Origin of the sequence: Desulfatibacillum aliphaticivorans DSM 15576 (genome assembly GCF_000429905.1) — a bacterium.
Lineage (GTDB): Bacteria > Desulfobacterota > Desulfobacteria > Desulfobacterales > Desulfatibacillaceae > Desulfatibacillum > Desulfatibacillum aliphaticivorans.
This window is the reverse complement of the sequence record NZ_AUCT01000002.1, coordinates 462,177-483,046: the sequence shown is the minus strand read 5'-3', so window position 1 is coordinate 483,046 and position 20,870 is coordinate 462,177. Positions and strand designations below refer to the sequence as shown.

The following is a 20,870-nucleotide window of genomic DNA, read 5'->3' as shown; positions in this document are numbered from 1 at the left end:
TATCTGGAACAGGGATATTTGAAGCCGGACAACAATGCGGCGGAAAACGCGATTCGGCCTTTTGTGGTGGGCCGGAAGAATTGGCTTTTTGCGGGATCGCCCCGGGGCGCGGAAGCCAGCGCGTTGTTCTTCAGCCTGATCGAGACGGCCAAGGCCAACGGCCTGGAGCCCTTTGCCTATCTGAAAGTTTTATTTGAAAGACTCCCCCTGGCGACCTCCCGGAAAGACTACCAAGCTCTCCTGCCATCCCCGGATTTTAACCTTTCCAACAATTGATTTTTACCCAACCGGGTACTTCACTGGACGCTTACATATAAAACACGAGAATCTAAAAGATAGCTTCGATTTATCAGAAAGAAATAAAATCCCAAATCTATTATTAAGAGAAGTTTGCATCTTATAAAAAATAAGAAAAATTTTCGAGGACAGCCATCAAAAAATCAAGAAGCATTAGGGGGATGTCCGTCAAAAAGTCAATAACTTCGATATTTTTAATAATATCAATAGTTTTTAGTGTGTTACCATCTATAGTAGTTGCGTCACAAGTCAAAAAGCTCTGGCCGAGTGATCCTTTAGGGAGCAGTGGGATCTGGATCGATGGCTTTTCAACCTGGGTTTTAAGAAGGAATAGGGCAGCAGAAACGGAAACAAGGCGCCGATGGAAACCGAATTAAAGCCTTGCAGCAGGCCTTCGGCCGCGGGAGCGTATACCCAGCGCTTGCCCAACAGCCGCGCCCCCATCCTGGCGCCAAAGGGCGTGTGGGCCAGGGGGCAAAACCACTCCGTGCCTTTGACGTTCACCCGCATGGGGAGGAGCGTCCGGTAAAAACGGCGGCGCACGGTTTTGTGGTCTCTGGATTTGATGACGGCGCGGGCCGCGATTCGGGCTGTGTATATGGCCTGATAAATGCCCTCGCCGGTGAGCGGATCCGCAAAGCCGCCTGCGTCCCCCACCAGCAGGAGTGGCATTCCGTTGGCCGGGCGGGTGTGCCCGCCCCAGGGAATCACTCCGCCCCGGGCTTGTCCTGGGGGCGACGTCAATCCAAAGCGATCCTTAATGTAGGCGTCCAGGCCTTCCTTGATTTTTCCTCCGAAGTTTTTGCCGATGTCGTAGACCCCGGCGTTCACCGTTCCCGGGCCGGTGGGAAAGATCCAGCCGTAGCCGCCGGGGACGGAGCCGCCGTCAAAGATGATCCGGTCCGCGTATTTTTCCGTTTCGATGCATCTATATATGGCCGCCCTGGCTTGATAGGGCGTTTTGACGCCGAACGACCTGCGCACCAGGCTGTTGGCGCCGTCGGCGCCAATAAGGATGCGGCAGGAAAAATCGCCGTTATCGGTTTTGATGAGAAATTTTCCCCGGGAATAGTCCAGCTTTTTCACCGTGGCGTGCTTGATGGAAACGCCTTCCTCCCGGGCTTGCAGGAACACGCTTTGATCGATGACCTGCCGGTCCGCCACGCCCATGACCGGGATGTCGGCCTCAAACCGGTTGTAATGCCAGGGCGGCGTATTGTTTTCCATGATGTACAGGTTGACCAGCGGCCCCAGGTTGATATTCAGCCTGGCGGCCAGTGTGGCGCCCCTGGGCGTGATTCCGCCGGCGCAAGTCTTGAAATTCGGGGTTTTCGATCTTTCCAACACCAGAACTTCTTCGCCCGCCCTGCGCAGAAAAATGGCCGCCGCCAAGCCGGCCATACCCCCCCCTGCCACGATCGTCCGGTACGTTCTCATGGATAGTTTCCCCTTAGTTTGTAGGTAGAAAAGTCAGGCCCTGACAGCCCACACATGGCAGGCTTTCTCCCCCTTGCTCCGGTGCGTGACGGCGCCGTCCCCGGTTTCCAGGACCCAGGCGCGGTCCGGAGCGTTGGCCACGGTGGAAGAGGACCAATAGTAATCTTTGATGTTGATGAACGGCCGTCCCTGGATCAGAGCCGGAGAGTGGCCGCCCATATCCGTGATGCTTTCCAATTCCCGCACCGTGGGCGCGCGCCAGTCGCCATGGCCGCCGACCTGGTTTTTATTCAGGTTGGACACGGCTTCAAAAGCCTGCTCCCAAGGAACCAGGCCGGGGGCGCAATTGGCGTTATGCGTCCATGTAAGGCCGGTCAGCAGGTCCAAAACGGTCTGGCCTGACTGGGTGAACCTGGGGGACGGCCATGGCGCGCCCACCCTCAACTCTCCGTCCTGGCCGCTGTTTTCGCAGTCGATGATGTTCCCCGCCTGGCTGTAACACAGCCTTTGCCCGGTCCAGTGGAGCCGGATCTGGCCTTTCCGGCCTCCGCGCACCGGCCAGATCATGGCCATTTCATGCTTTGGGGCCGTCTTCATCCGTCCGCTGCCCATGTGGACTTTCCAGGCTTCCACGGCGACCCGGGCCGCCGTGGTGGACGTCCAATACCAACTGGACGCCGCGTTGACGAAGGGATGCTCGCGGGGCAGGGCGGGATCGTTGCGTACATGGCTGATCAGGCTGAACATCTCCCGCCGGTTGGGCAGCCGCCAGTCGGAGTAGCCGTAGGCGTTGATTTTGTTCATGCGCGTAACAAGATCGAATGCATCCGCCCACATCATGGGAAACATGCTGACCGCCCCGTCCTGGGTCCATACAAGCCCGGTCAGGCCGTCATTTACGGTCTGGCCTTCCTCGGAAAACCGGGGAGACGGCCACGGCTGACCAGCCCCGGCCGGGTCCTGCTCCCCCTGGCAACGCGCGGGTTTGCCTTCGGCGTCGTAGCATTCAAACTGGTCTGTTGGAAAGATTGGTCGTTTAGACATGGCATATTATCGTCATAATCGCTGAACTAGTCAAGCGTCATGAGAACTCAGCCCTGCATGAAAGAAGGCTTTGCAGATTTGCGGGCGCAATTAAACCTGCTTAAGGAGGTCTTGTTCATGTTGACACAAATGGGTTTTTAATACTATCTTTTTGATACTAAAAAAGCGAGTTCCATTTAAGGCTGAAACCGGGGGGGGGGGATAAAGCCGAAAACGGTCCGCGCCTTCTTTTCCAGCAGTTTCCATCTCAACATACCACCCCCTCTTTAAGTACAAAGGAGAGATGAGCATGGGCTTTGAAACCATCCAATATGAGCAAAAAGGACCCGTGGGCGTTCTGACCTTGAATCGTCCCAATTGCCTGAATGCAATCAATTATCCCATGCGGGACGAATTGGAGGAATGCCTTGATCAAAGAATGCACGACACGGAAACCCGGGTCCTTGTCGTCACCGGGGCTGGACGGGGATTTTCCGCGGGTCTGGACATCAAGGACTCCAACATCACCAATCCCGAATGGGGATTCACCCCGGCTTCCGCCTATGTGCGGCAAAAGAGCTTTTCCGATTTTATCCTGCAAATGCGGCGCATTCCCCAGCCGTTGATAGCAGCGGTCAACGGCGCCGCGGCCGGCGCGGGATTTTCCATCACCCTGGCCTGCGACATACGTTTGGCGTCGTCCCAGGCCAAGTTTTCGGCCGCTTACATCAACATAGGCGTGGGCGGGGCCGACATGGGATGCTCCTGGCTATTTCCCCGCGCCGTGGGCAACGGCAACGCCTCCCGGTACATGATGACCGGGGATTTGTTCGACGCCAACGAAGCCCTGCGCATGGGCCTGGTGCAGCAGATCGTGGACCCGGACAAGCTCATGGACGAAGCCCTGGCCCTGGCCGGGAAAATGGCGAGCAAATCGCCCCTGGGACTTAAGCTCACCAAAGAGGCCATGGACCAGAACACCGGCAATGTCAGCCTGGAGCAGGCCATCAAGCTGGAGGACCGCAATCAGGCCATGTGCATCGCCCAGTTGGCCACGGGAAAGCTGGAATAAATTTAAACAATAATCCTGCGTTTGAACATGGCCACGATTTCTTCGGGATCGTCCATAATGCGGATGATATCCAGGTCGCCTGGGGAGATAAGCGACCGGGATAAAAGCTGATCCTTGATCCAGTCCATGAGGCCGGTCCAGTAGTCGGAGCCCATCAGCACTACAGGGAAGGGTTTGATCCGATGGGTCTGGATAAGGGTGACGGCCTCGAAAAGTTCGTCCAGGGTGCCGAAGCCGCCGGGCATGCCCACGTAGGCCAGGGCGTATTTGACGAACATGACCTTTCTGACGAAGAAATAATTGAAATTCATTTGGATGTTTGCGTAGGGGTTGGGCTTTTGCTCAAAGGGAAGCTCGATGTTCAGGCCCACGGAGGTTCCGTTTTCGTCGGCCGCGCCCAGGTTGGCCGCTTCCATGATGCCTCCGCCTCCGCCGGTGATCACGGCGAAATTATTTTTTACGCACAGGGCGGCCAGTTTGCGGGCCATTTTATAATACTTGTCGGTGGGCTTGCTTCTGGCTGAGCCGAAGATGCTGACGGCTGGCCCCACTTCGGACATTTGGTCTATCCCCTGCACGAATTCGCTCACTATGCGCAGCATGCGCCAGCTCTCGCTTTGGTCCAACTCGTCGATCACAAATTGTTTTTCCATGTTCATTTCCTTAAATTTTTATTGATTAACCCAGGTCATCATGGTACGTCCCGGCCCCGGGGCTATGTTTAGCACACTCGTCCCCGAGGTGCAAAACCTGAAAGGCCTCAAAAAAACGCTTGACACCGAGACCCGCATTCTTTATTTTATGCGGATTCTTTTATTTAAGGGGAATGACAGTGAAAAAATATACGTATTCAGCAAAAGCATCGGACAACAAAGGCAAATGGTACATCGTGGACGCGGAAGACCAGGTCCTGGGAAGACTCGCTTCTCAGATCGCGGCCCGCATCCGGGGGAAGCATAACCCTATGTACACTCCCCACACGGACACCGGGGATTGCATTGTTGTGGTTAACGCCGACAAAATTCGGCTCACAGGCAGGAAGCTCTCTCAGAAGATGTACTACCGCCACAGCGGATACATCGGAGGCCTCAAGGAAATCACCGCCGCCAAGCTCTTGGAAAAACGGCCCGAGGACCTCATTCGCTTTGCGGTTAAAGGCATGCTTCCCAAGAACAGGCTGGGCAGGCAGTTGAACAAAAAGCTCAGGGTCTACGCCGGCCCCGACCATCCTCATGAAGCTCAACAGCCTGAGCCTTTAACGTTCGCGTAATCAGGAGTTAAGGAATGAACGAAGAAAACATCTTCTACGCCACGGGTAAGAGAAAATCCGCAATCGCCAGGGCATGGCTTCGTCCCGGAAGCGGCAATATCACCGTTAACAATCAGCCCATTGACAAATACTTCACGGTGGAGTCCGCTATCAAGCGTACGCTTCAGGCCCTGACCCTGACCAATCTGCAGGATTCCGTGGACGTGAACGTGACCGTCAAAGGCGGCGGCTTTACCGGACAGGCCGGAGCCATCCGTCACGGCATCACCAAGGCTTTGCTTGAATACCAGCCCGATCTCCGCGGCGTTTTGAAAAAAGCCGGCTACATCACCCGCGACCCCAGGGTCAAAGAGCGGAAAAAGTACGGCCAAAAGGGCGCGCGCGCAAGGTTCCAGTTCTCCAAGCGTTAAAATTCGCTGGCGACATTATTTCTTATTGTCGGAACCCGCAAATATGCATGCATACGGGGAAAAGGCTAAGCCTTTTCCCCGTTTTCCGTCCCCAGGATTTATTCGAGGCAAACTGGCATGACCCAAGGCAAGAAAATTGCAGCGGCTGTGGTGGGCGCCACCGGTTACGCGGGCGCCGAATTGGTAAGAATCCTTTGGGACCATCCCCAGGTGGAATTAAAGGCCGTGACCTCCCGTCAATACGCCGGGCAGGCCATCGCCCAGGTTTTTCCCGCCTTTCAGGGAGTCGTCCCCCTGGTTTGCGAAGAGTTCAACGCCCAGTCCATAGGCGAGCGGGCCGACGTTGTCTTCCTGGCTCTGCCCCACAAGCTGCCCATGGCTATTGCGCCTCAGTTGGAGGGGACCAACACCCGGATTGTGGACCTTTCCGCCGACTTTCGGTTTAACGATCAGGCCGCCTACGAGGCCGTGTACCAGCCCCACACCTCCCCCGATCTGTTGAAAAAGTCCGTGTACGGACTTTGCGAATTGTATCGGAAGGAGATCGCCCAGGCTTTCATTATCGGAAATCCCGGATGCTATCCCACGTGCTCCCTGCTGCCTTTGGCTCCGTTCATCCAACAGGGCGTGATTTCCACCAGGGGAATCGTTATCGACGCCAAGTCGGGCGCGTCCGGCGCAGGCCGGGGGCTATCCCTCACCACCCATTATTGCGAGTTGACCGAGGGATTTTCCGCGTACAAGGTCGCCGCCCACAGGCACTGCCCGGAGATGGAAGAGATCCTCTCCCGGGAAGCCGGCCGGGATGTGAAGATCACCTTTGCGCCTCATTTGGTTCCCATGAGCCGGGGCATGCTGGCCACCAGCTATTCCATGCTGGAAAAGGATCTGGATACGCCCGCTGCGCTGGAAATCCTCAGGGAGTTTTACAAGGACGCCGAGTTTGTAAAAATTTGTCCGGACAACGCGCTTCCCAGGACTTCCCATGTACGGGGGACCAACTACGTCCATATTGCGGCCAGGGTGGACGAGCACGCCAACCGGCTTATTCTGGTGTCCGTCATCGACAACCTGGTGAAAGGCGCTGCAGGGCAGGCCGTGCAGAACATGAACATCATGTTCGGGCTGGCGGAAGGCGCAGGCCTTAACGCAGCTCCTTATCCTGTTTAGGCTTTCAATCGGGCGACAGGCGGCCAGGCCCCTGTTGCCTGTTGACAAATTTGGGACTACCGAGTACTTATTTAGTCTGATTCATGGGAATGAAGCAGGGGTGGAGCCCATTTGCATGCCTTGGATGTAAAATCGCACAACAAAGACGCCGGCTTATTTTTCAAGGGGAAACAAGGCCGGTCGTCGGCTCTTCTTATTTCATTCCAATTCCATGCGTGCAGGTTAATAGCCTTAAAAGCCGCGGCGTTCCCGTTTCATTTACTATCAGACGCACCGGCGTCTGCGCCGAATCAGAATTCATGCCACTGGGGGGGACTTCATGAAATCCTGGATCGCCATCGCCTTATCCTTCGTTCTCTTTATCTGCACCAGCGCCTTTACCATCAAGGACGCCGTATCCAATCTGGGCGGCGAACAACAGGGCGCCGACATCCTATGCACCCTGGTCAAGGTTCTTAAGGATTTCAACGACCATCGGATTTCCAGCGAGCAGACCCAGGAATGCTACGGGTTTCTCGCTGACTCCCTGGAGGAGTTCCAGTTTCAAAAAGTATACGACAGCCATTACCTGACCTCGGGCCCCAAGGGGTATAAAGGCCTTACTTTTCATGGCTATCCGAAAAAAGACGGCTATGTTTTCAATCTGGCCCAAGCGCACAGCGGAGTTCCGTCTCTCGCCGCCAAAGGCAGTATGACAGCGGACGCGGCTTTCAAACGGCATTACAGGTCGGCGGTGGGCGAGCCCAGCTTTTCCACCTATTTCAATGCCGAGGCGAACACGGGGCGCTTGTCCCACGAAAGCGTAAACCGTTTTCTGGACGACCTGCTGCTGGTTTTGGATCCAAAGAATCTCAGACAGTTGGAGGCCTCCGCCTGTGCGAGCCGCTCGGACGGTTGCGGCAAAAAAGTGGACGTCGCTGCTCAGTTAATGGAGGCTTTTCCAAACTCCAGCCGGTTTTTTGGTCACTTTTCGGACCTGAAAGTGGACTATGAGATTATAAGCGTGGAGGGCAAGGAGTTCACCAAGGCCGCAATTAGCTCCTCATTGTTTTTGAACAAGCTCAACGATGACTTCCCCTGGACCGCAGCGCACCTGGATAATTTGGAAGGCGCCCTCCGGGCGGACATGCGTTTCCTGAACGAGTTCGGGCACAGGATTTTGGAGGTTAAGGCCCAAACCGATGAGGACTTTCTGACTATGTCCTTTTGCACCAGCAACGGAAAGGTGCTGCCCACGGACGGTTTCGGCAAGCCCGAGTATCGGGAGGATTTCAGCTTTAAGAATCTGACAGTGCTTCCCGTGGACCTGTATCTGGATCTGTACACCAAGGCCAACGGCCTGAAGTTTTCCACCAAAGGCCTGCGCATCCTGGTGGATTACGAAAAGCTGGATGAGGCCATGCTGCTTTCCATCCGCTCGGACAATCTGGTGGACACCCGCGTTTCCGGAATGGCCATGTACGTGCTGCCTACCTGGAGCATTGACTGGCTTTTGCCTTCCTCCATGGAAGAGCTGATATTCGACTTTTCCTCGGTCATGATCCAGGCCAATAACGGGGAAGGCTCCTTTGTCAAAATCATGTGCGACGCCCAGGATAAAGACAACGCCAAGACCCAGTTTTATGCCTCAACCGAAGTACTGGATAATTTTTTCGTCCGTTTTGGAGCGAAAATGGCCCTGGACTATTTTGGAATGGGCCCCATTACGTCAAAAGAGGCGAAGAAGTTTCGCTCCCAGGCCCTGGAGGCCATCCTGGCCGATTTTCAGGTCCAGGCGGAGAAAACCGCAGAGGCCCGAAAGGCGGGAGCGGTTCCTTCGGCCTAATTCTATGCAATAGCGAGGAGTTTTCATGCATCCCGGCATCGATAATAAAAACGCTGTCCTGAACAAAACCAAATTCCTGATCCTGGCGGGTGTCCTTCTTTCCTTGATCGGCTGCACCCGGGTGATTCAAAAAGTCTCCCAGGTGGGCGTATCCACCGGGGCTGAAATATTTGCAGGCCCAACCATCCACATGATGGTGGACATCATTATGGATACGGATAACATCAGGCTGGCCAGGGAAGGCATCGGCGGCAATATGGTCATTGTTACGGCGCTGGCTGAATTGCACCCCAATGACCTGGAAATTCAGAGCAAGGCCGCTTATTTGCATTGCTGCTACGGCATGCTTGTGGAGAACGACGATCCCCGCTTCGCCTCCCAGCTTTACCACATTGCCAGGGATTGCGGGAAACGCGCCTTGAGGACCAATAAAAAATTTAGGGACGGCATGGATTCCGGAAAGCGAATTTCGGAACTAGTCCAATACTTGGACGACGATTATGTGGAAGCCCTCATGTGGACGGCTTCGGCGAAAATGCTCTACCTGCTGCAAAATCGAAATGACCATCAGGCTCAGCTTGAAATCCCGGAAAGCCTGGACATGGTGGGTAGAGCCATGGAAATGGACCCGGATTATTTGTTCGGAGCCTGCCAGATGTTCATCGGCGTCTATTACGCCTTGATCCCTGAATTCATGGGTGTGGGCTCAGGCCCGGAGAACTCGGCCAAGATGTTCCAGGAGGCCAGGGACGTAACAGACGGAAAAAACCTGATGGTCGATCTGTTCGAAGCCCGTTTTCTTTCCGTCACCATCGGCGACAAGCCCCGCTTTGAAGAGCTTATGGATCACATCTTCAAAACAGACCCCAAAGCTCTGGAAGGCGGCGCCATGCTAAACGTCTTTGCCCAAGAGCAGGCACGCTACTGGCTGGACAAAAAAAAGGAGCTTTTTTAATAGCTCTTGCTCCATGCCACTAAACAATGGATCCACAACAGGGCGAAAAACACCCCTGAAAAACAGCATAAAGTTACATAGGAAATCATAACCCCCTCCTTAAAGATCTCTAACCCTGTTCTTTTCGGGGAGAACCCGGCTTTTCTCGTCCTCCCCGCGTTTCCTGCAACGCTCTATTGCCCGCGGCTCCGGCCGCGCCGCATCAATGCGCCCAAAGACGCCGCTCCAAAACGGGTGTAGCTCAAGGCTATCAGCCGCAAATCCGGAGTGGGCTCTTCCGCATTGCCTTTCAACGTTTCCCGGCTTTCTTGCTTCTCCTGCATGGCTTTTCCTCCTTTCCCGGCTTTTATGGAACTGCTCCCATGGGAGCGTCTTTATACAAACCATAAATCAGGCATTAGTTGTTGTCAAATATTTTTGCTTAAAAAAAATGTTATAAAAAAATAGCTCAAAAATAATGCTCATTGGTGGGGCTTGCAAAATCCTGAAAAAAGCGCTTTGCTCCTGCGGCGTAAATCTGGTATTAAATTGTCCACCTGTTGAAAACTATCCGAGGGAGGGTGATATGGACAGCGGCGAAATACTGCAGGTCGGCCGGCCTGCCCCATTTGTACGCGCTTTAAACCAGAGCGGCAAGGCCATGAGTTTTAAGGATCTGTTGGGGGATAAGCAGCATGTCGTGCTTTGCTTCTGCCGGGGCCATTGGTGCCCCGCCTGCGTGGCCCGGTTAGGCGAGATTAACGGCTGCGTCGAGGATTTACGAGGCTTGGAGGCGTCCGTATACGCGGTGTCCACGGACAGCATGGAGCAGTCAGCCGCCATGCAGCGTGAAATGGGGCTGAAATTTGACATTTTGTCCGATCCGGATTGCAACATGGTCAAGGCCTGGGGCTTGTTCAACCCGTATGAGTCCGGAGGCGTCGCCAAGCCTGCGCTGGCTGTTTTGGACAAGGACGGAGTGGTTCGCTACCTGGCCTTTGACGGCATGGTTTGCCACGTTCCCCTTTCAAAGGTTAAAGAGTTTTTGGAGCAGCGCCTTGCAGAAGGCGCGCATCAGGGGATGGACGCGCCTTCCTCCCTGGCCAGGATTAAGGCGTCCACGGTGATACAGACCGGCCGGAACGTTTTACAAAGGGGAAGCCGTGCAAACTGGAAGCATTACGCTCTGGCTCCTTTGGAAATGGGGATGCTCCTGCACGATTCCCTGTACGGCGCCCAGCGTGTTTTTTTGTCCCGGGAGTATCCGGCCCCGCCGGAAGAGGTCTTTCCGCATTTCAGCACTCCCGAATTGATGAACCGTTTTCTTGACGCCGTCCTTACCAGAATCAAGGCCAGCCCTACGGACAAGGACAATCCCAATGGGGTGGGATCGGTCCGCAAAGTGAAAATCGGCCCCAGCACATTGGAGGAGACAATCACCCGGCTGGAGCCGCCGTACTTGTGCCAGTACGTCATCAGCAAGGGCTCCCCGTTAAAGGACTACACCGGGACGATTTTGATTACCCGAACCAAAACCGGCTGCCGGGTGGTTTGGACCATGACCTTCAAGGCCAAAGCGCCTTATACGGGCCGGTTGATAGCCAAGGCCATGAAGGCGGGCTTCTCCAAAGGGTTGAAAACGCTGTCCGGACAAATAAACTGATTTTATGTGCGACTAATAAGCATTAAGAAGGCCTTATTTTAGATCGAATATTCGTTTTTTGATCATCAGGCTCAGCCCGCCGCACCCATTAACATACCGCAGTATTTTGTGAAGAAGGAGTATTACCAATTGATTTTTATTAGGAAATAACCTTTTCTTTCGCCAGGGCGAACACTTTTTATTGAAATTAGCCGCAGGTTCTCATATAGTCCTCTATTCTGGATTTTTTTCCCTGGAACCTTTATCAAATTTAAACGTGATCAGACTACATCAAAATACTATACTGCTCCTTTTCCTCCTTTGGGTCATGGCGGGTTTCGCCATTGGCGCGGAACCGGTCGTCATTGAGGACAACTGCCTCTATGCCCCCATTGGGAGCCATTCGGAGTATTTATTAGCCGCCTCTGTGGATTTGGGTATAGAGGACATCCTTCAGAAGAAGTATCAAAATCAATTTGAACCCCATAAGAAGGATGCTTTTACCCTTGGCCTTACAAGTAAAATTCTCTGGCTCCGGTTCAAACTGGCCAACCGGTCGGAGACGCCGCTTGTTTTCGCCGTGGACAGGCCTTTTCCGTACGTTGATTTGTACAGCCCCCAAAAAAGCCGGACCGGAGTTTCGTATGATGTTCAGCATTCCGGTTATCTTTCAGGCGAGCGAAAAGGGGAGGCGGAGTTAAATTTTCGATTTCCCACATTCCATATTCCCAGAGACGCGCCCGGGGATGAGTATTTTTATTTGCGCCTCAAGCCTTTTTCAAAAGAGATCAACTCCAGCCTGAGCTTCCTGTCTTTTGTTGAAGAAAGGGAGAATTTTATAAAAAGAACGTGGAAGGAAATCGCTTTCTTTTTTATTGTTTGCGGCATGCTTTTGTCCCTGGCTTTTTACAACCTGTTTTTGGCGATCCAATTGAAGGACAAGGTGTATTTCGCCTATGTGGGCTACGTGGCATTCATTCTGCTGTATGTTCTCTCGCGCAGCGGCCTGCCCGCCGCGTTCGGCGCTCCATGGCTTAATTTGTTTTCCATCCAGGCTGTAGCAATTGCGCTTTGTTTCAGCATTCTTTTCGCGAAAAGTTTTTTACAGACCAAGGAGCACTGCCCGGTTCTGCATCACCTGCTTACTGTTTGCTTTATCCTGTGCCTGGCCGTCTTAGCCGCCATGGTTGCAGGGCGTCCCAAATTGGGGAACACTTTGGTGCATGGGGTTGGCGCGATAGGAGTGTGGTTGGCCATTATTACGGGAATCCGCAGGCTGCTGCAGGGCTATGTCCCGGCCAGGTATTATGTGGCCGGATGGCTGACGATCTCCCTCGGCAGCTTCACTGTCAGCCTGCAGGGATTCGGCCTGTTGCCCAATAATTTTGTGACCACCAACGCGGTGGCCATAACATGCACCATGGAGACGGTTTTGCTTTCCCTGGCCTTGGGAGACCGGATCAACGCACTTCAGCAAGAGAAAAGAGTTTTGCAAATCCAGGAAAAACGCCTTATGGAGCTGTCCATTAGAGATGAACTGACCGGCCTTTTCAACAAACGCTGGTTTTCGACCAAAATCTCGTCGGAAATCGAGAACTGCCGGGCCGTGGACCAGCCCCTCTCCCTGATCATCCTGGATATCGACCATTTTAAGAGATTCAATGACGCCTACGGCCATGCCATGGGCGATACTGTGTTGAACCAATTGGGCAAGATCATTTCCGTCAACGTCAGGGAAAGGGATGTGCCCTGCCGGTATGGCGGCGAGGAATTCACCATAATTTTGCCTTTGATAGACTTGAAAAAGGCGGCTCTAATCGCAGAGAGGCTCCGCGGCATTTTCTCGCGTTTTGTTTTTAGAACCGGTTCAGGCGAAAAAATCAAGGCCACCATCAGTCTGGGCGCGGCCGAGCTTTCCCCCACCGATGACGCGGCGTCCTTGTTTGAAAAAGCGGACCAGGCCCTGTATCGGGCTAAAAACAGCGGGCGTGACAGAGTAATTACTGCTTAGTTTATTTGGAATTTTGACGTTATTTTTTTCCCTGCTTTTTACTTCTATTGCCTTTCATTTCCATTTTTGACGTTTTTTCTTTTAAAAATCGTCATAATTTTGTCAATCTCCATGTTTTGTGGGGACCGCGCCTCGTATTGAGACGATATCAGCCCAAAATCCTCTTTCAATTCCCACAAATACGAGCTTTCTAAGCGCAAATTGGTTTTTGGCACAGGAATTGCTCTCAATAAGGCTAACTCTTCTGCCTAACGGCGCCCAAGAAAGGCTTGGTTTTTCAACCAAGGCCTTGGCTCCAAGTTCCACTGCAATACGGCGCGAAAGCGCTGGCCTGACCTTGAAACAGACAGTTTACCGGGCCTAACAGCCTGCAATAATTTTAATTTTTAAGACCCCGGAGGCGACCATGAACGGCAACCGGAACAACTCCCTGGACGAACACCTCAAGCTGGTGAAAACCGGCAAACTGCGCTTTGAAAACGCTTTTCAGGCTGTGGCCAGGATGATCCTGGAAGATGAGTCAGCGATTGAAAAGGTCGTTGTTCATGGCAGGAATACCTATGATTTCAAACTGTTTCGGCAGGGTCCAAGACATGTCGTAGGCATGTTTGAAGAAATCAACAGCTTTGTGTCCTGTGTGAAAGACGCTGCGGAAGGCGGGTCTTCCCGCGAAATGGCCTTTGTCCTCGTGGGCGAGCCGGGCAACGGCAAAACCTTTTTCGTGGACTACTTGTGCGCCCGATACCGCCAATTTTTGGCTCAGCCCGGCAACAGGCGCTTCACCTTTAACTTTACGGGCATGGATCGTTTGGGGACTTACGGCAAGCTGAACACCTTCCAGTCCCAGACCTTTGAAGACCCCATGGTCTTGTGGATGAACCTGGGCGAAACCCAGGAGCAAAGCAAGGAAATCCTGGCCAAACGCGGAAAGATGAAAGCCAAGGATATCGATAAGTTGTACGAGAATTACCGGCCTTTGGGCGCTTGCAGCGATTTTATGCTCAACGATATTCGGATGCACACGGACGGCGACATCGATAAAATGCTTTCCTTTTTTCAGGTGGCGCCCGTGCCTTTGAGCGAAAGCCTGGGCACCATTACCGGCAAATATTCAGCCAAGGATAAAATCACCTCTTCCGCCGTGGACCTGCTGGGCGAGGAGTCCATCAGCCGCCTGCTTCATATCTCGGACCCCAACAACCCATATCGCTTTGACTTGCGCAGGGGGGCCTTGTCCCGCGTGGCCGGCGGAGGCATTCATTTTTCCGACGAAATTTTCAAAAACAAAAAGGACCTGGTCCAGATCTATCTGGGCGTGATCCAGAATCGTAACATAGAAATTGACGGTTTTCGTTGGCCCATTGACACCCTGATCATAGCCACCAGCAACAACGCCGAGTTCAACCGTTTTTTGGCGGAAAAGGAAGAAGCGCCAATCGTGGACCGCTGCCGCATCTGCTACGTGGCCCATAACACGGACTACAGGCTGCAAAGCCAGTTGACGGATTACGCCATCGGCAACGAGTCCAAAACGACCATCACCAGTGAAGAGCTGCATCAGGACCCCAATATGAACTATGCGGCTTCCGTCGCCGTTGTTTTGACGCGCCTGCCGAAAAACGAAAAGCTGACCAGCATCGAAATGATGAAGCTGGCCGCCGGAGAGATCGCCGGAGAAAAGAGCATCAAGACCCTGGCTGAGGTCAAGGACTCCCTGAATCACGAACCGGACATCACCCGCCGGTTCGGCCAGAGGGGGCTGGGCCAGCGCGCCCTGGGCCGCGCCTTGCAGGCGCAGATGGAGACCTCCGAGACCAACGAAGGCCGCTGCATGTTCGCCGAGGACGTGTTTAAGGCCCTGGAAAGGGTGGTGCTGGACTACGTGACCGAAGCCAACGACCGGGCCAAGTATTTCTCGGACATCAAGACAGCCCGGGGCTTGTATCGCGAGCGGGTCATGACGGAAATGTTCAACGCCTACATGGACGAGCCCCAGGCCATCCGCAAGGACGTCATGAACTACGTGAACATGATCATCGGCATTGACGCCGAAAATCTGGGGCCGGACCAGATGTGGAAGTACAAGGATCCCCAGAGCGGCGAGTTGAAGGCTTTGAAAATCGACGAACGCTACGTCCAGAGCGTGGAAGAGCGCCTGGGCCTGAAAACCCGGGAGCAGCGGGAGAGCTTCCGCACCTCCATCCGAAAGATTTACGGCCAGAAAATGTCCCTGAACAAGGAATACGACTTCATGGACAACATAGAACTTGTCAAGGCTGTGACGGACGTCCGGCTGAAATCCGATATCGCCGGGACCGGGAGCCTCATCGGCGCCCTGGCCAACCGGACCAACGAGGAAAACCAGAAGCTCTACGATCGCATGATCGACACCATGCTGAACAAATTGGGCTATTGCAGGACGTGCGCCCACAAAACCATAGAATATTTCTGCACCCAAAGCGACGAAACCTAAGCAGGCCCATGCGAGGACAAGGACGTGGCAAAGGACCCTGATAATAAAAAATTGAGCTTGGGCTCAGACATGGCCGCGCCTCCCGGAGGCCCGTCCAAAGGGCCCGGCCCCGGCGTCACCTACGTGCACACCCTGAGCTCGGTGGATGAGCTGCTGGAGCGGGACGCACAGCGGGAAAAGGACGGCTTTCCCCGCAAAATCCGCATTGGCAGGTTTATGAAGCCGGCCCGGGGCGGCAAGGACAAGGTGATTTTGGTTCCCACCACGGTGGAAGAAAAATTCATGCACGACACACGCCCCCAGGACGAGCAGGAAGAGCAGAGCACCGGCGGTTCGGGCGAAGGCCAGGAAGGCGAGGTGATCGGCGAGCAGCCCGTGCACCAGACCTCCGGGTCCGGGCAGGGCGCTTCGGGAGAGGGAGACAGCGGCGGACACGAGATCGAATCCTCAGCCTATGATCTGGGCCGGATTCTTACGGAAAAATTCCAGCTTCCCAACCTGAAGGACAAGGGGAAGAAGCGCTCCCTCACCAAATACACCTATGACCTGACGGACAGGCATGTGGGATCCGGGCAGGTGTTGGACAAGAAAGCCACCTTCCGGCAGATCGTCAAAACCAACATCGCCCTGGGCAGGATCGATGCGGACGGGGAAATCGACGCCACTGAGCTCATCATGGGGCCCAAAGACCGGATTTTCCGGATCGTCTCCCGGGAAAAGGATTTCGAGTCCCAGGCCATGGTTTTTTTCGTGCGGGACTACTCCGGCTCCATGAGCGGCAAGCCCACAGAGGCCGTGGTTTCGCAGCACGTGCTCATTTACAGCTGGCTATTGTACCAATACGACAGGCAGGTGGAAACCCGGTTCATCCTCCACGACACGGAGGCCAAGGAAGTGGACGACTTCCACACCTATTACAGCTCCACCGTGGCCGGCGGAACCCGGGTTAAGTCCGCGTACCAGTTGGTGAATGAAATCGTGGAAAAGGAAAGTCTGGAGCGGGATTACAACATCTACGTATTTCACGGCACCGACGGCGACGACTGGGATTCCGACGGACGGGAGACCCTGCCCGAACTCAAAAAAATGCTGCTCTACTCCAGCCGGGTGGGCGTATCCATCGCCGAACGCTATTCCGGCGGCCAAAGCAAGACCGTGGTGGAGCGTTACATCCGCAACTCCGGTCTGCTTCATGACCAAAACGCCCGGCTCAGCCTGGACTCATTTTCGGAAAACGCGGATGAAGACCGCCTGATCGAAGGCATTCGGAGGCTCATGGCGTAATGGAACTCATCGATCAGCATACAAAGCGAATCATGGAAGGCTGCAAGGAGCGGGCGCGGGACGCGGGCCTGGAGTTCGGCGGGGACACTCTGGAGTACATCGTGACCAACCGGGACCTTGTGGACCTGGGGCCTAAGAACATGATCCCCACCCTGTACGACTATTGGGTGCAGGACGTGGAGGTCATCAAGGAGCGCAGCCGGTACGAGCTCTACCCCAACAACCCCTACGAAACGGTCATCAACACCCGTCCGGCCATATCCTTTTATAACGACAACAACCCGGACTGGCTCAATGTCATGATTTTTTACCATGTTCTGGGCCATATAGACTTTTTTAGGAACAATCATTTGTTCGCCCATACCTGGCACGAGGATTTCGAGGGCCAGGCTTTGTCGGACAAACGCTACATCGCCAAGCTGCGGTCCGAAAAAGGGCGCTGGGTGGATTATGTGATCGAGTTCTCCCGGGGGATAGACAATATGGTCGGCCTGTATTCCGAGCTTTCCAGCCTCAACAGGCATGAAACGCCGATCCTTTCCCGGCTGGATTATTATTTTGACGTGTTTTTGCAAAAGGAAAAAAAGGTTCGGGCGGGGGAGTATCTCAAGGAGATTGAACGCTACAACCAGGCTTGCAGGGATTTTCCCGACGCCCCGGATCCGGTGTTTTTTGCGGAAGTGGCTGCAAGCTACCCGGAATTCGAGGCCCTGTACAGTAAATTCAAGGACAGGCGCCACTCCCGCCCAAAGGACTTGATGTCCTATATCCTGGAAAACTCGCCTTTCCTGACCAAGGATCAAAACCGCTGGATGAAGCCCGTGGTGGAAATCGTCCGGAAGACGTCTTTGTTTTTCGCCCCGCAAATCCGCACCAAGACCATTAACGAAGGCTGGTCCAGCTATTGGCACGAAAAGCTCTTTTTGCAGGACGACAGAATCAGCGGGAACGAAGTGGGTTTCGCCAGGGTGAACGCCTTTGTGACGGCCTTGCCTTTTGTGGGCCTGAACCCCTACGCAATCGGCATGCGTTTGTTTGAGCACGTGGAGGAGTTGGGGCGGGGCGGCAAGATATCCTACGACTTTCAAAAACTGCTGGACGCGAACCTGCGAAAGAAATTCTCCAGGGAGGATGTTTCGGGCGGTGACTGGGTCTTTAAGGTGCGGGAGAATTTTTCGGATTTCACCTTTATCAATACCTTTGTGGACCAGGAATTTGTGGATAAACACAAACTTTTTGTGGCGGGCCGCAGGCTGAACCCTCGCAAGAAGGTGTGGGAGTACTATATCAAAAGCCGCAAGGCCGAGGACTATAAGCAAATGCTTTTGGACTCCCTGTACCATCCTCCCAGCATCGACATTGTGGAGGAGGAGACCAACGACGAGCACTTGTATTTGTCCCATCGCTTTGAAGGCAAACCCCTGGTCAAGGAGTTCATTGCAAACACCATGATGGGCATAGAATTCCTCTGGGGAGGACCGGTCAAGCTGGAAACCACCGAGTTGATCATGCCTGCGCCTGAACCAACCGGCTTGGCGGCCTTTTATGCGGCTTTCGCCACGGATCCGTTCCCCGGATCCTCGCGGGAGCCCAGTTACCGGCGCGTGGTTTATACTATGGAAGACAGAAAGCTCTCAAAGGTTGTGTTATGAACGAAAATCCCTACGAGCAAAAATCCAAGGACATCCTGGACGGGTTGTGCGCCAAGATTCGGGAGAAGGAGCACGGCGCTCCCATCCCCTTGGAGCAGTTTCTTCAAATCGCCGCCAGCGAGCCGGACCGGGTGTTTCGCAACATTCTCCAGGTCTTCCACGATATGATTCATTCCTACGTGGGGCCCGGCAGCGATGAGTATCTGGGAGATCCCGAGACCATCAACTTTGTGTATTACGATACGCACCGCCTGTTTGTAGAAGGCAGCGACAACCCATTTTTTGCGGATCGCTTGTTTGCAAACCGCTTTATACAGCATGTGACCACGTTTCGGCGGGGCATTCCGCAAAATCGCATTTACATTTTTGAAGGCCCCCACGGCAGCGGAAAGAGCACCTTTTTAAACAATCTGCTCATGAAATTCGAGCAGTACACCAAAACTCCCGCGGGGGTTTCCTACGAAACCATCTGGCGCATCGATAAAAACGAACTGGGCGCCGGAGAGATAGAAGCGGCCGCCATTTTAAAGCAGTTGAAAAACCTGGTGGAAACCCCGGGCGTGCGGGGCGTAACTCCCATGAAAGGCGCGGACCTGGCGGCGTTAAGCAACAAGAATTACCTCCAGGTGCACTGCCCTAATCACGATCATCCCATCATGCAAATTCCCAAGGCTTATCGCAGGGAGTTGATAGACGAGTTGATCGACGATCCGGTTTTTAAAAAGAAAATCCTGTATCAAAAGCAGTACCAATGGATATACCGGGATAAGCCGTGCACCATCTGCGCGTCTTTGTTCCGGTCGCTGCTGGACGTGCTGGGGGCTCCTTCCAAGGTTTTCAAAATGATTTACGCCAGGCCTTATCAATTTAATCGAAGGCTTGGGGAAGGCGTGAGCGTTTTCAACCCGGCGGACATGATTCCCAAAAGCAACCTGCTAAGCAACCCCGTGCTGCAGCAGCAGCTGGACAGCCTGCTCAGGAGCAGCAACCAGGTCCGGTACGTGTATTCCCGGTACGCCAAGACCAACAACGGCATATACGCGCTCATGGATATTAAGGACGCCAACAAATATCGGTTTAACGCCCTTCACGGCATCATCAGCGAGGGGGTGCACAAGCTGGAAGACGTGGAGGAAGACGTGCATTCCCTGTTCCTGGCCCTCATGAATCCCGAGGACCACAATCAGGTGGATCAGGCGCTTTCGTTTTCCGACCGCATCACGTATATCAAAATCAACTACGTGCTGGATTACAACACGGAAGTGAAGATTTACAAAAGCAACTTTGGGGACCAGATCGAAAGGCGTTTTCTGCCCAGGGTTTTGGAGAATTTCGCCAAGGTCATCATCTCCACCAGGCTGAAAACCAGCTCCGAACCCCTTTTGGAGTGGATCGGCGATCCCTACAGGTACAGGAGATACTGCGACCGGAACCTGCTGCTGCTGAAAATGGACATCTACACCGGCGTCATCCCCGCCTGGCTTTCGGAACGGGACAGGCAGGCTTTTAGCGCCAAGCGGCGCCGGAAGGTGGTGGCGGAGTCGGAAAACGAAGGCCGCGCCGGCTTTTCGGGGCGCGACTCCATTAAGATTTTCAACGAGTTTTATACGGCGGTGGCGAAAAAAGGCAAGCTCATCAACATGGACATGCTGGTGAACTTTTTCAGAAAACATCAAAAAGGCCAGGACGTGATCATTCCGGAAGGCTTTATGGAATCCCTGGTGGACTCTTACAACTATATGCTTCTCCAGGAAGTGAAAGAATCCCTGTACTATTACAATGAAGAAAGGATTTCCAACGACATCCAGAATTACCTCTTCGCCATTAATTTTGAAATCGGCAGAGAGGAAAAATGCGTGTACACCGGCGAGAAACTGGAAATCACCGAAAGCTATCTGAGCTCCATGGAGCAGCGTTTCATGGGCGCGGGAGTCCCAGGACAGGCGCAACTCATGTTCCGGGAGGAAATCCAGAGGGAATACGCTTCCAAGACTCTGACTCAGGAAATGGGCCTGGAAAAGAAGCTCATTACGGAAACGGCGGTATACAACAAGTTGATGGAGCGGTACGTCCATAATCTGAAGGAAAAGGTGATGGATCCGTTCCAGGAAAACGAAAATTTCCGAAACGCCATCAAGGATTTCGGTACGGATGCCTTCAAGACTTACGACCGGAGAATCCGGGAGGAAGTCAGCTTTCTCATGGCCAACCTGCAGAAAAAATACGGGTATACGGACCAGGGCGCCCGGGAGATATGCATGTACGTCATCGACAAGGACCTGGCCAAGCTATTCGCCGAACCAACCAGGCCGGCGCCTCCGCCCATCAATCCATTCGACGGCCTGGGGGCCTTCGCCATTACTCCATAAT

17 protein-coding genes are annotated in these 20,870 nt (G+C 53.9%); 13 read left to right on the top strand and 4 right to left on the bottom strand.

Translation table 11 applies throughout. From position 1 onward, the window contains the following. A partial coding sequence (locus G491_RS0104280; protein WP_028313704.1) for a transposase domain-containing protein occupies positions 1 to 276 on the top strand: 276 nt, incomplete at its 5' end. A gap of 270 nt (positions 277 to 546) precedes the next feature. Here the strand turns inward: G491_RS0104280 and G491_RS0104275 are convergent. After that, positions 547 to 1,734 carry a geranylgeranyl reductase family protein gene (locus G491_RS0104275; RefSeq protein ID WP_084511295.1) on the bottom strand — a complete coding sequence of 396 codons (1,188 nt, stop codon included), beginning with the start codon at positions 1,732 to 1,734 and terminating at the stop codon, positions 547 to 549. Between the two features lie 33 nt (positions 1,735 to 1,767). After that, the gene (locus tag G491_RS0104270) at positions 1,768 to 2,778 is read right to left on the bottom strand and encodes an Lcl C-terminal domain-containing protein (protein ID WP_028313702.1); all 1,011 of its coding nucleotides are present in this window, start codon (positions 2,776 to 2,778) and stop codon (positions 1,768 to 1,770) included. Positions 2,779 to 3,067: 289 nt separating this feature from the next. On the opposite strand from G491_RS0104270, the gene G491_RS29380 reads away from it, so the two are divergent. Next, positions 3,068 to 3,829, top strand: a complete 762-nt coding sequence (locus G491_RS29380; protein ID WP_051327023.1) for an enoyl-CoA hydratase/isomerase family protein — start codon at positions 3,068 to 3,070, stop codon at positions 3,827 to 3,829. Between the two features lie 2 nt (positions 3,830 to 3,831). On the opposite strand, the gene G491_RS0104260 is transcribed toward G491_RS29380, so the two are convergent. After that, positions 3,832 to 4,482, bottom strand: coding sequence for an LOG family protein (locus G491_RS0104260; RefSeq protein ID WP_015947455.1), 651 nt, complete (start codon positions 4,480 to 4,482; stop codon positions 3,832 to 3,834). A gap of 179 nt (positions 4,483 to 4,661) precedes the next feature. Here G491_RS0104260 and rplM point away from each other — a divergent pair, with 179 nt between their 5' ends. The 5 genes from rplM to G491_RS0104235 all read left to right on the top strand — a co-directional run bounded on the left by rplM (position 4,662) and on the right by G491_RS0104235 (position 9,459). Beyond that, complete coding sequence (gene rplM / locus G491_RS0104255) at positions 4,662 to 5,099, top strand: 50S ribosomal protein L13 (protein WP_035217590.1); 438 nt, start codon at positions 4,662 to 4,664, stop codon at positions 5,097 to 5,099. Positions 5,100 to 5,113: 14 nt separating this feature from the next. Then, complete coding sequence (gene rpsI, locus G491_RS0104250; protein ID WP_015947453.1) at positions 5,114 to 5,509, top strand: 30S ribosomal protein S9; 396 nt, start codon at positions 5,114 to 5,116, stop codon at positions 5,507 to 5,509. Between the two features lie 117 nt (positions 5,510 to 5,626). Further along, entirely contained in the window at positions 5,627 to 6,679 is a 1,053-nt protein-coding gene (gene argC, locus G491_RS0104245; protein WP_028313700.1) for an N-acetyl-gamma-glutamyl-phosphate reductase, read from the top strand. Positions 6,680 to 6,998: 319 nt separating this feature from the next. Then, a complete protein-coding gene (locus G491_RS0104240; protein ID WP_028313699.1) occupies positions 6,999 to 8,504 on the top strand; it encodes a hypothetical protein in 1,506 nt (501 codons plus the stop codon). Between the two features lie 25 nt (positions 8,505 to 8,529). Further along, positions 8,530 to 9,459 carry a TRAP transporter TatT component family protein gene (locus G491_RS0104235; RefSeq protein ID WP_028313698.1) on the top strand — a complete coding sequence of 310 codons (930 nt, stop codon included), beginning with the start codon at positions 8,530 to 8,532 and terminating at the stop codon, positions 9,457 to 9,459. A gap of 173 nt (positions 9,460 to 9,632) precedes the next feature. Here G491_RS0104235 and G491_RS35295 read toward each other — a convergent pair whose 3' ends face one another. After that, positions 9,633 to 9,782: a hypothetical protein gene (locus G491_RS35295; protein WP_157467956.1), complete on the bottom strand. Its 150-nt coding sequence runs from the start codon at positions 9,780 to 9,782 to the stop codon at positions 9,633 to 9,635. Between the two features lie 242 nt (positions 9,783 to 10,024). Here G491_RS35295 and G491_RS33350 point away from each other — a divergent pair, with 242 nt between their 5' ends. From G491_RS33350 to G491_RS0104195, 6 genes are all read left to right on the top strand, one after another. Then, a complete protein-coding gene (locus G491_RS33350) occupies positions 10,025 to 11,101 on the top strand; it encodes a redoxin domain-containing protein (RefSeq protein ID WP_051327022.1) in 1,077 nt (358 codons plus the stop codon). Positions 11,102 to 11,408: 307 nt separating this feature from the next. Then, positions 11,409 to 13,091, top strand: a complete 1,683-nt coding sequence (locus tag G491_RS0104220) for a diguanylate cyclase (RefSeq protein WP_028313697.1) — start codon at positions 11,409 to 11,411, stop codon at positions 13,089 to 13,091. A 406-nt stretch (positions 13,092 to 13,497) separates the two neighbouring features. After that, positions 13,498 to 15,564 carry a serine protein kinase gene (locus G491_RS0104210; protein ID WP_028313696.1) on the top strand — a complete coding sequence of 689 codons (2,067 nt, stop codon included), beginning with the start codon at positions 13,498 to 13,500 and terminating at the stop codon, positions 15,562 to 15,564. A 24-nt stretch (positions 15,565 to 15,588) separates the two neighbouring features. After that, positions 15,589 to 16,848, top strand: coding sequence for a DUF444 family protein (locus G491_RS0104205; RefSeq protein WP_028313695.1), 1,260 nt, complete (start codon positions 15,589 to 15,591; stop codon positions 16,846 to 16,848). Beyond that, a complete protein-coding gene (locus tag G491_RS0104200) occupies positions 16,848 to 18,500 on the top strand; it encodes a SpoVR family protein (protein WP_028313694.1) in 1,653 nt (550 codons plus the stop codon). The genes G491_RS0104205 and G491_RS0104200 overlap by 1 nt, the downstream gene beginning before the upstream one ends. Further along, positions 18,497 to 20,869, top strand: a complete 2,373-nt coding sequence (locus G491_RS0104195) for a serine protein kinase PrkA (protein WP_028313693.1) — start codon at positions 18,497 to 18,499, stop codon at positions 20,867 to 20,869. Before G491_RS0104200 ends, G491_RS0104195 begins: the two co-directional genes overlap by 4 nt. The last annotated feature ends 1 nt before the right edge of the window (position 20,870 follow it).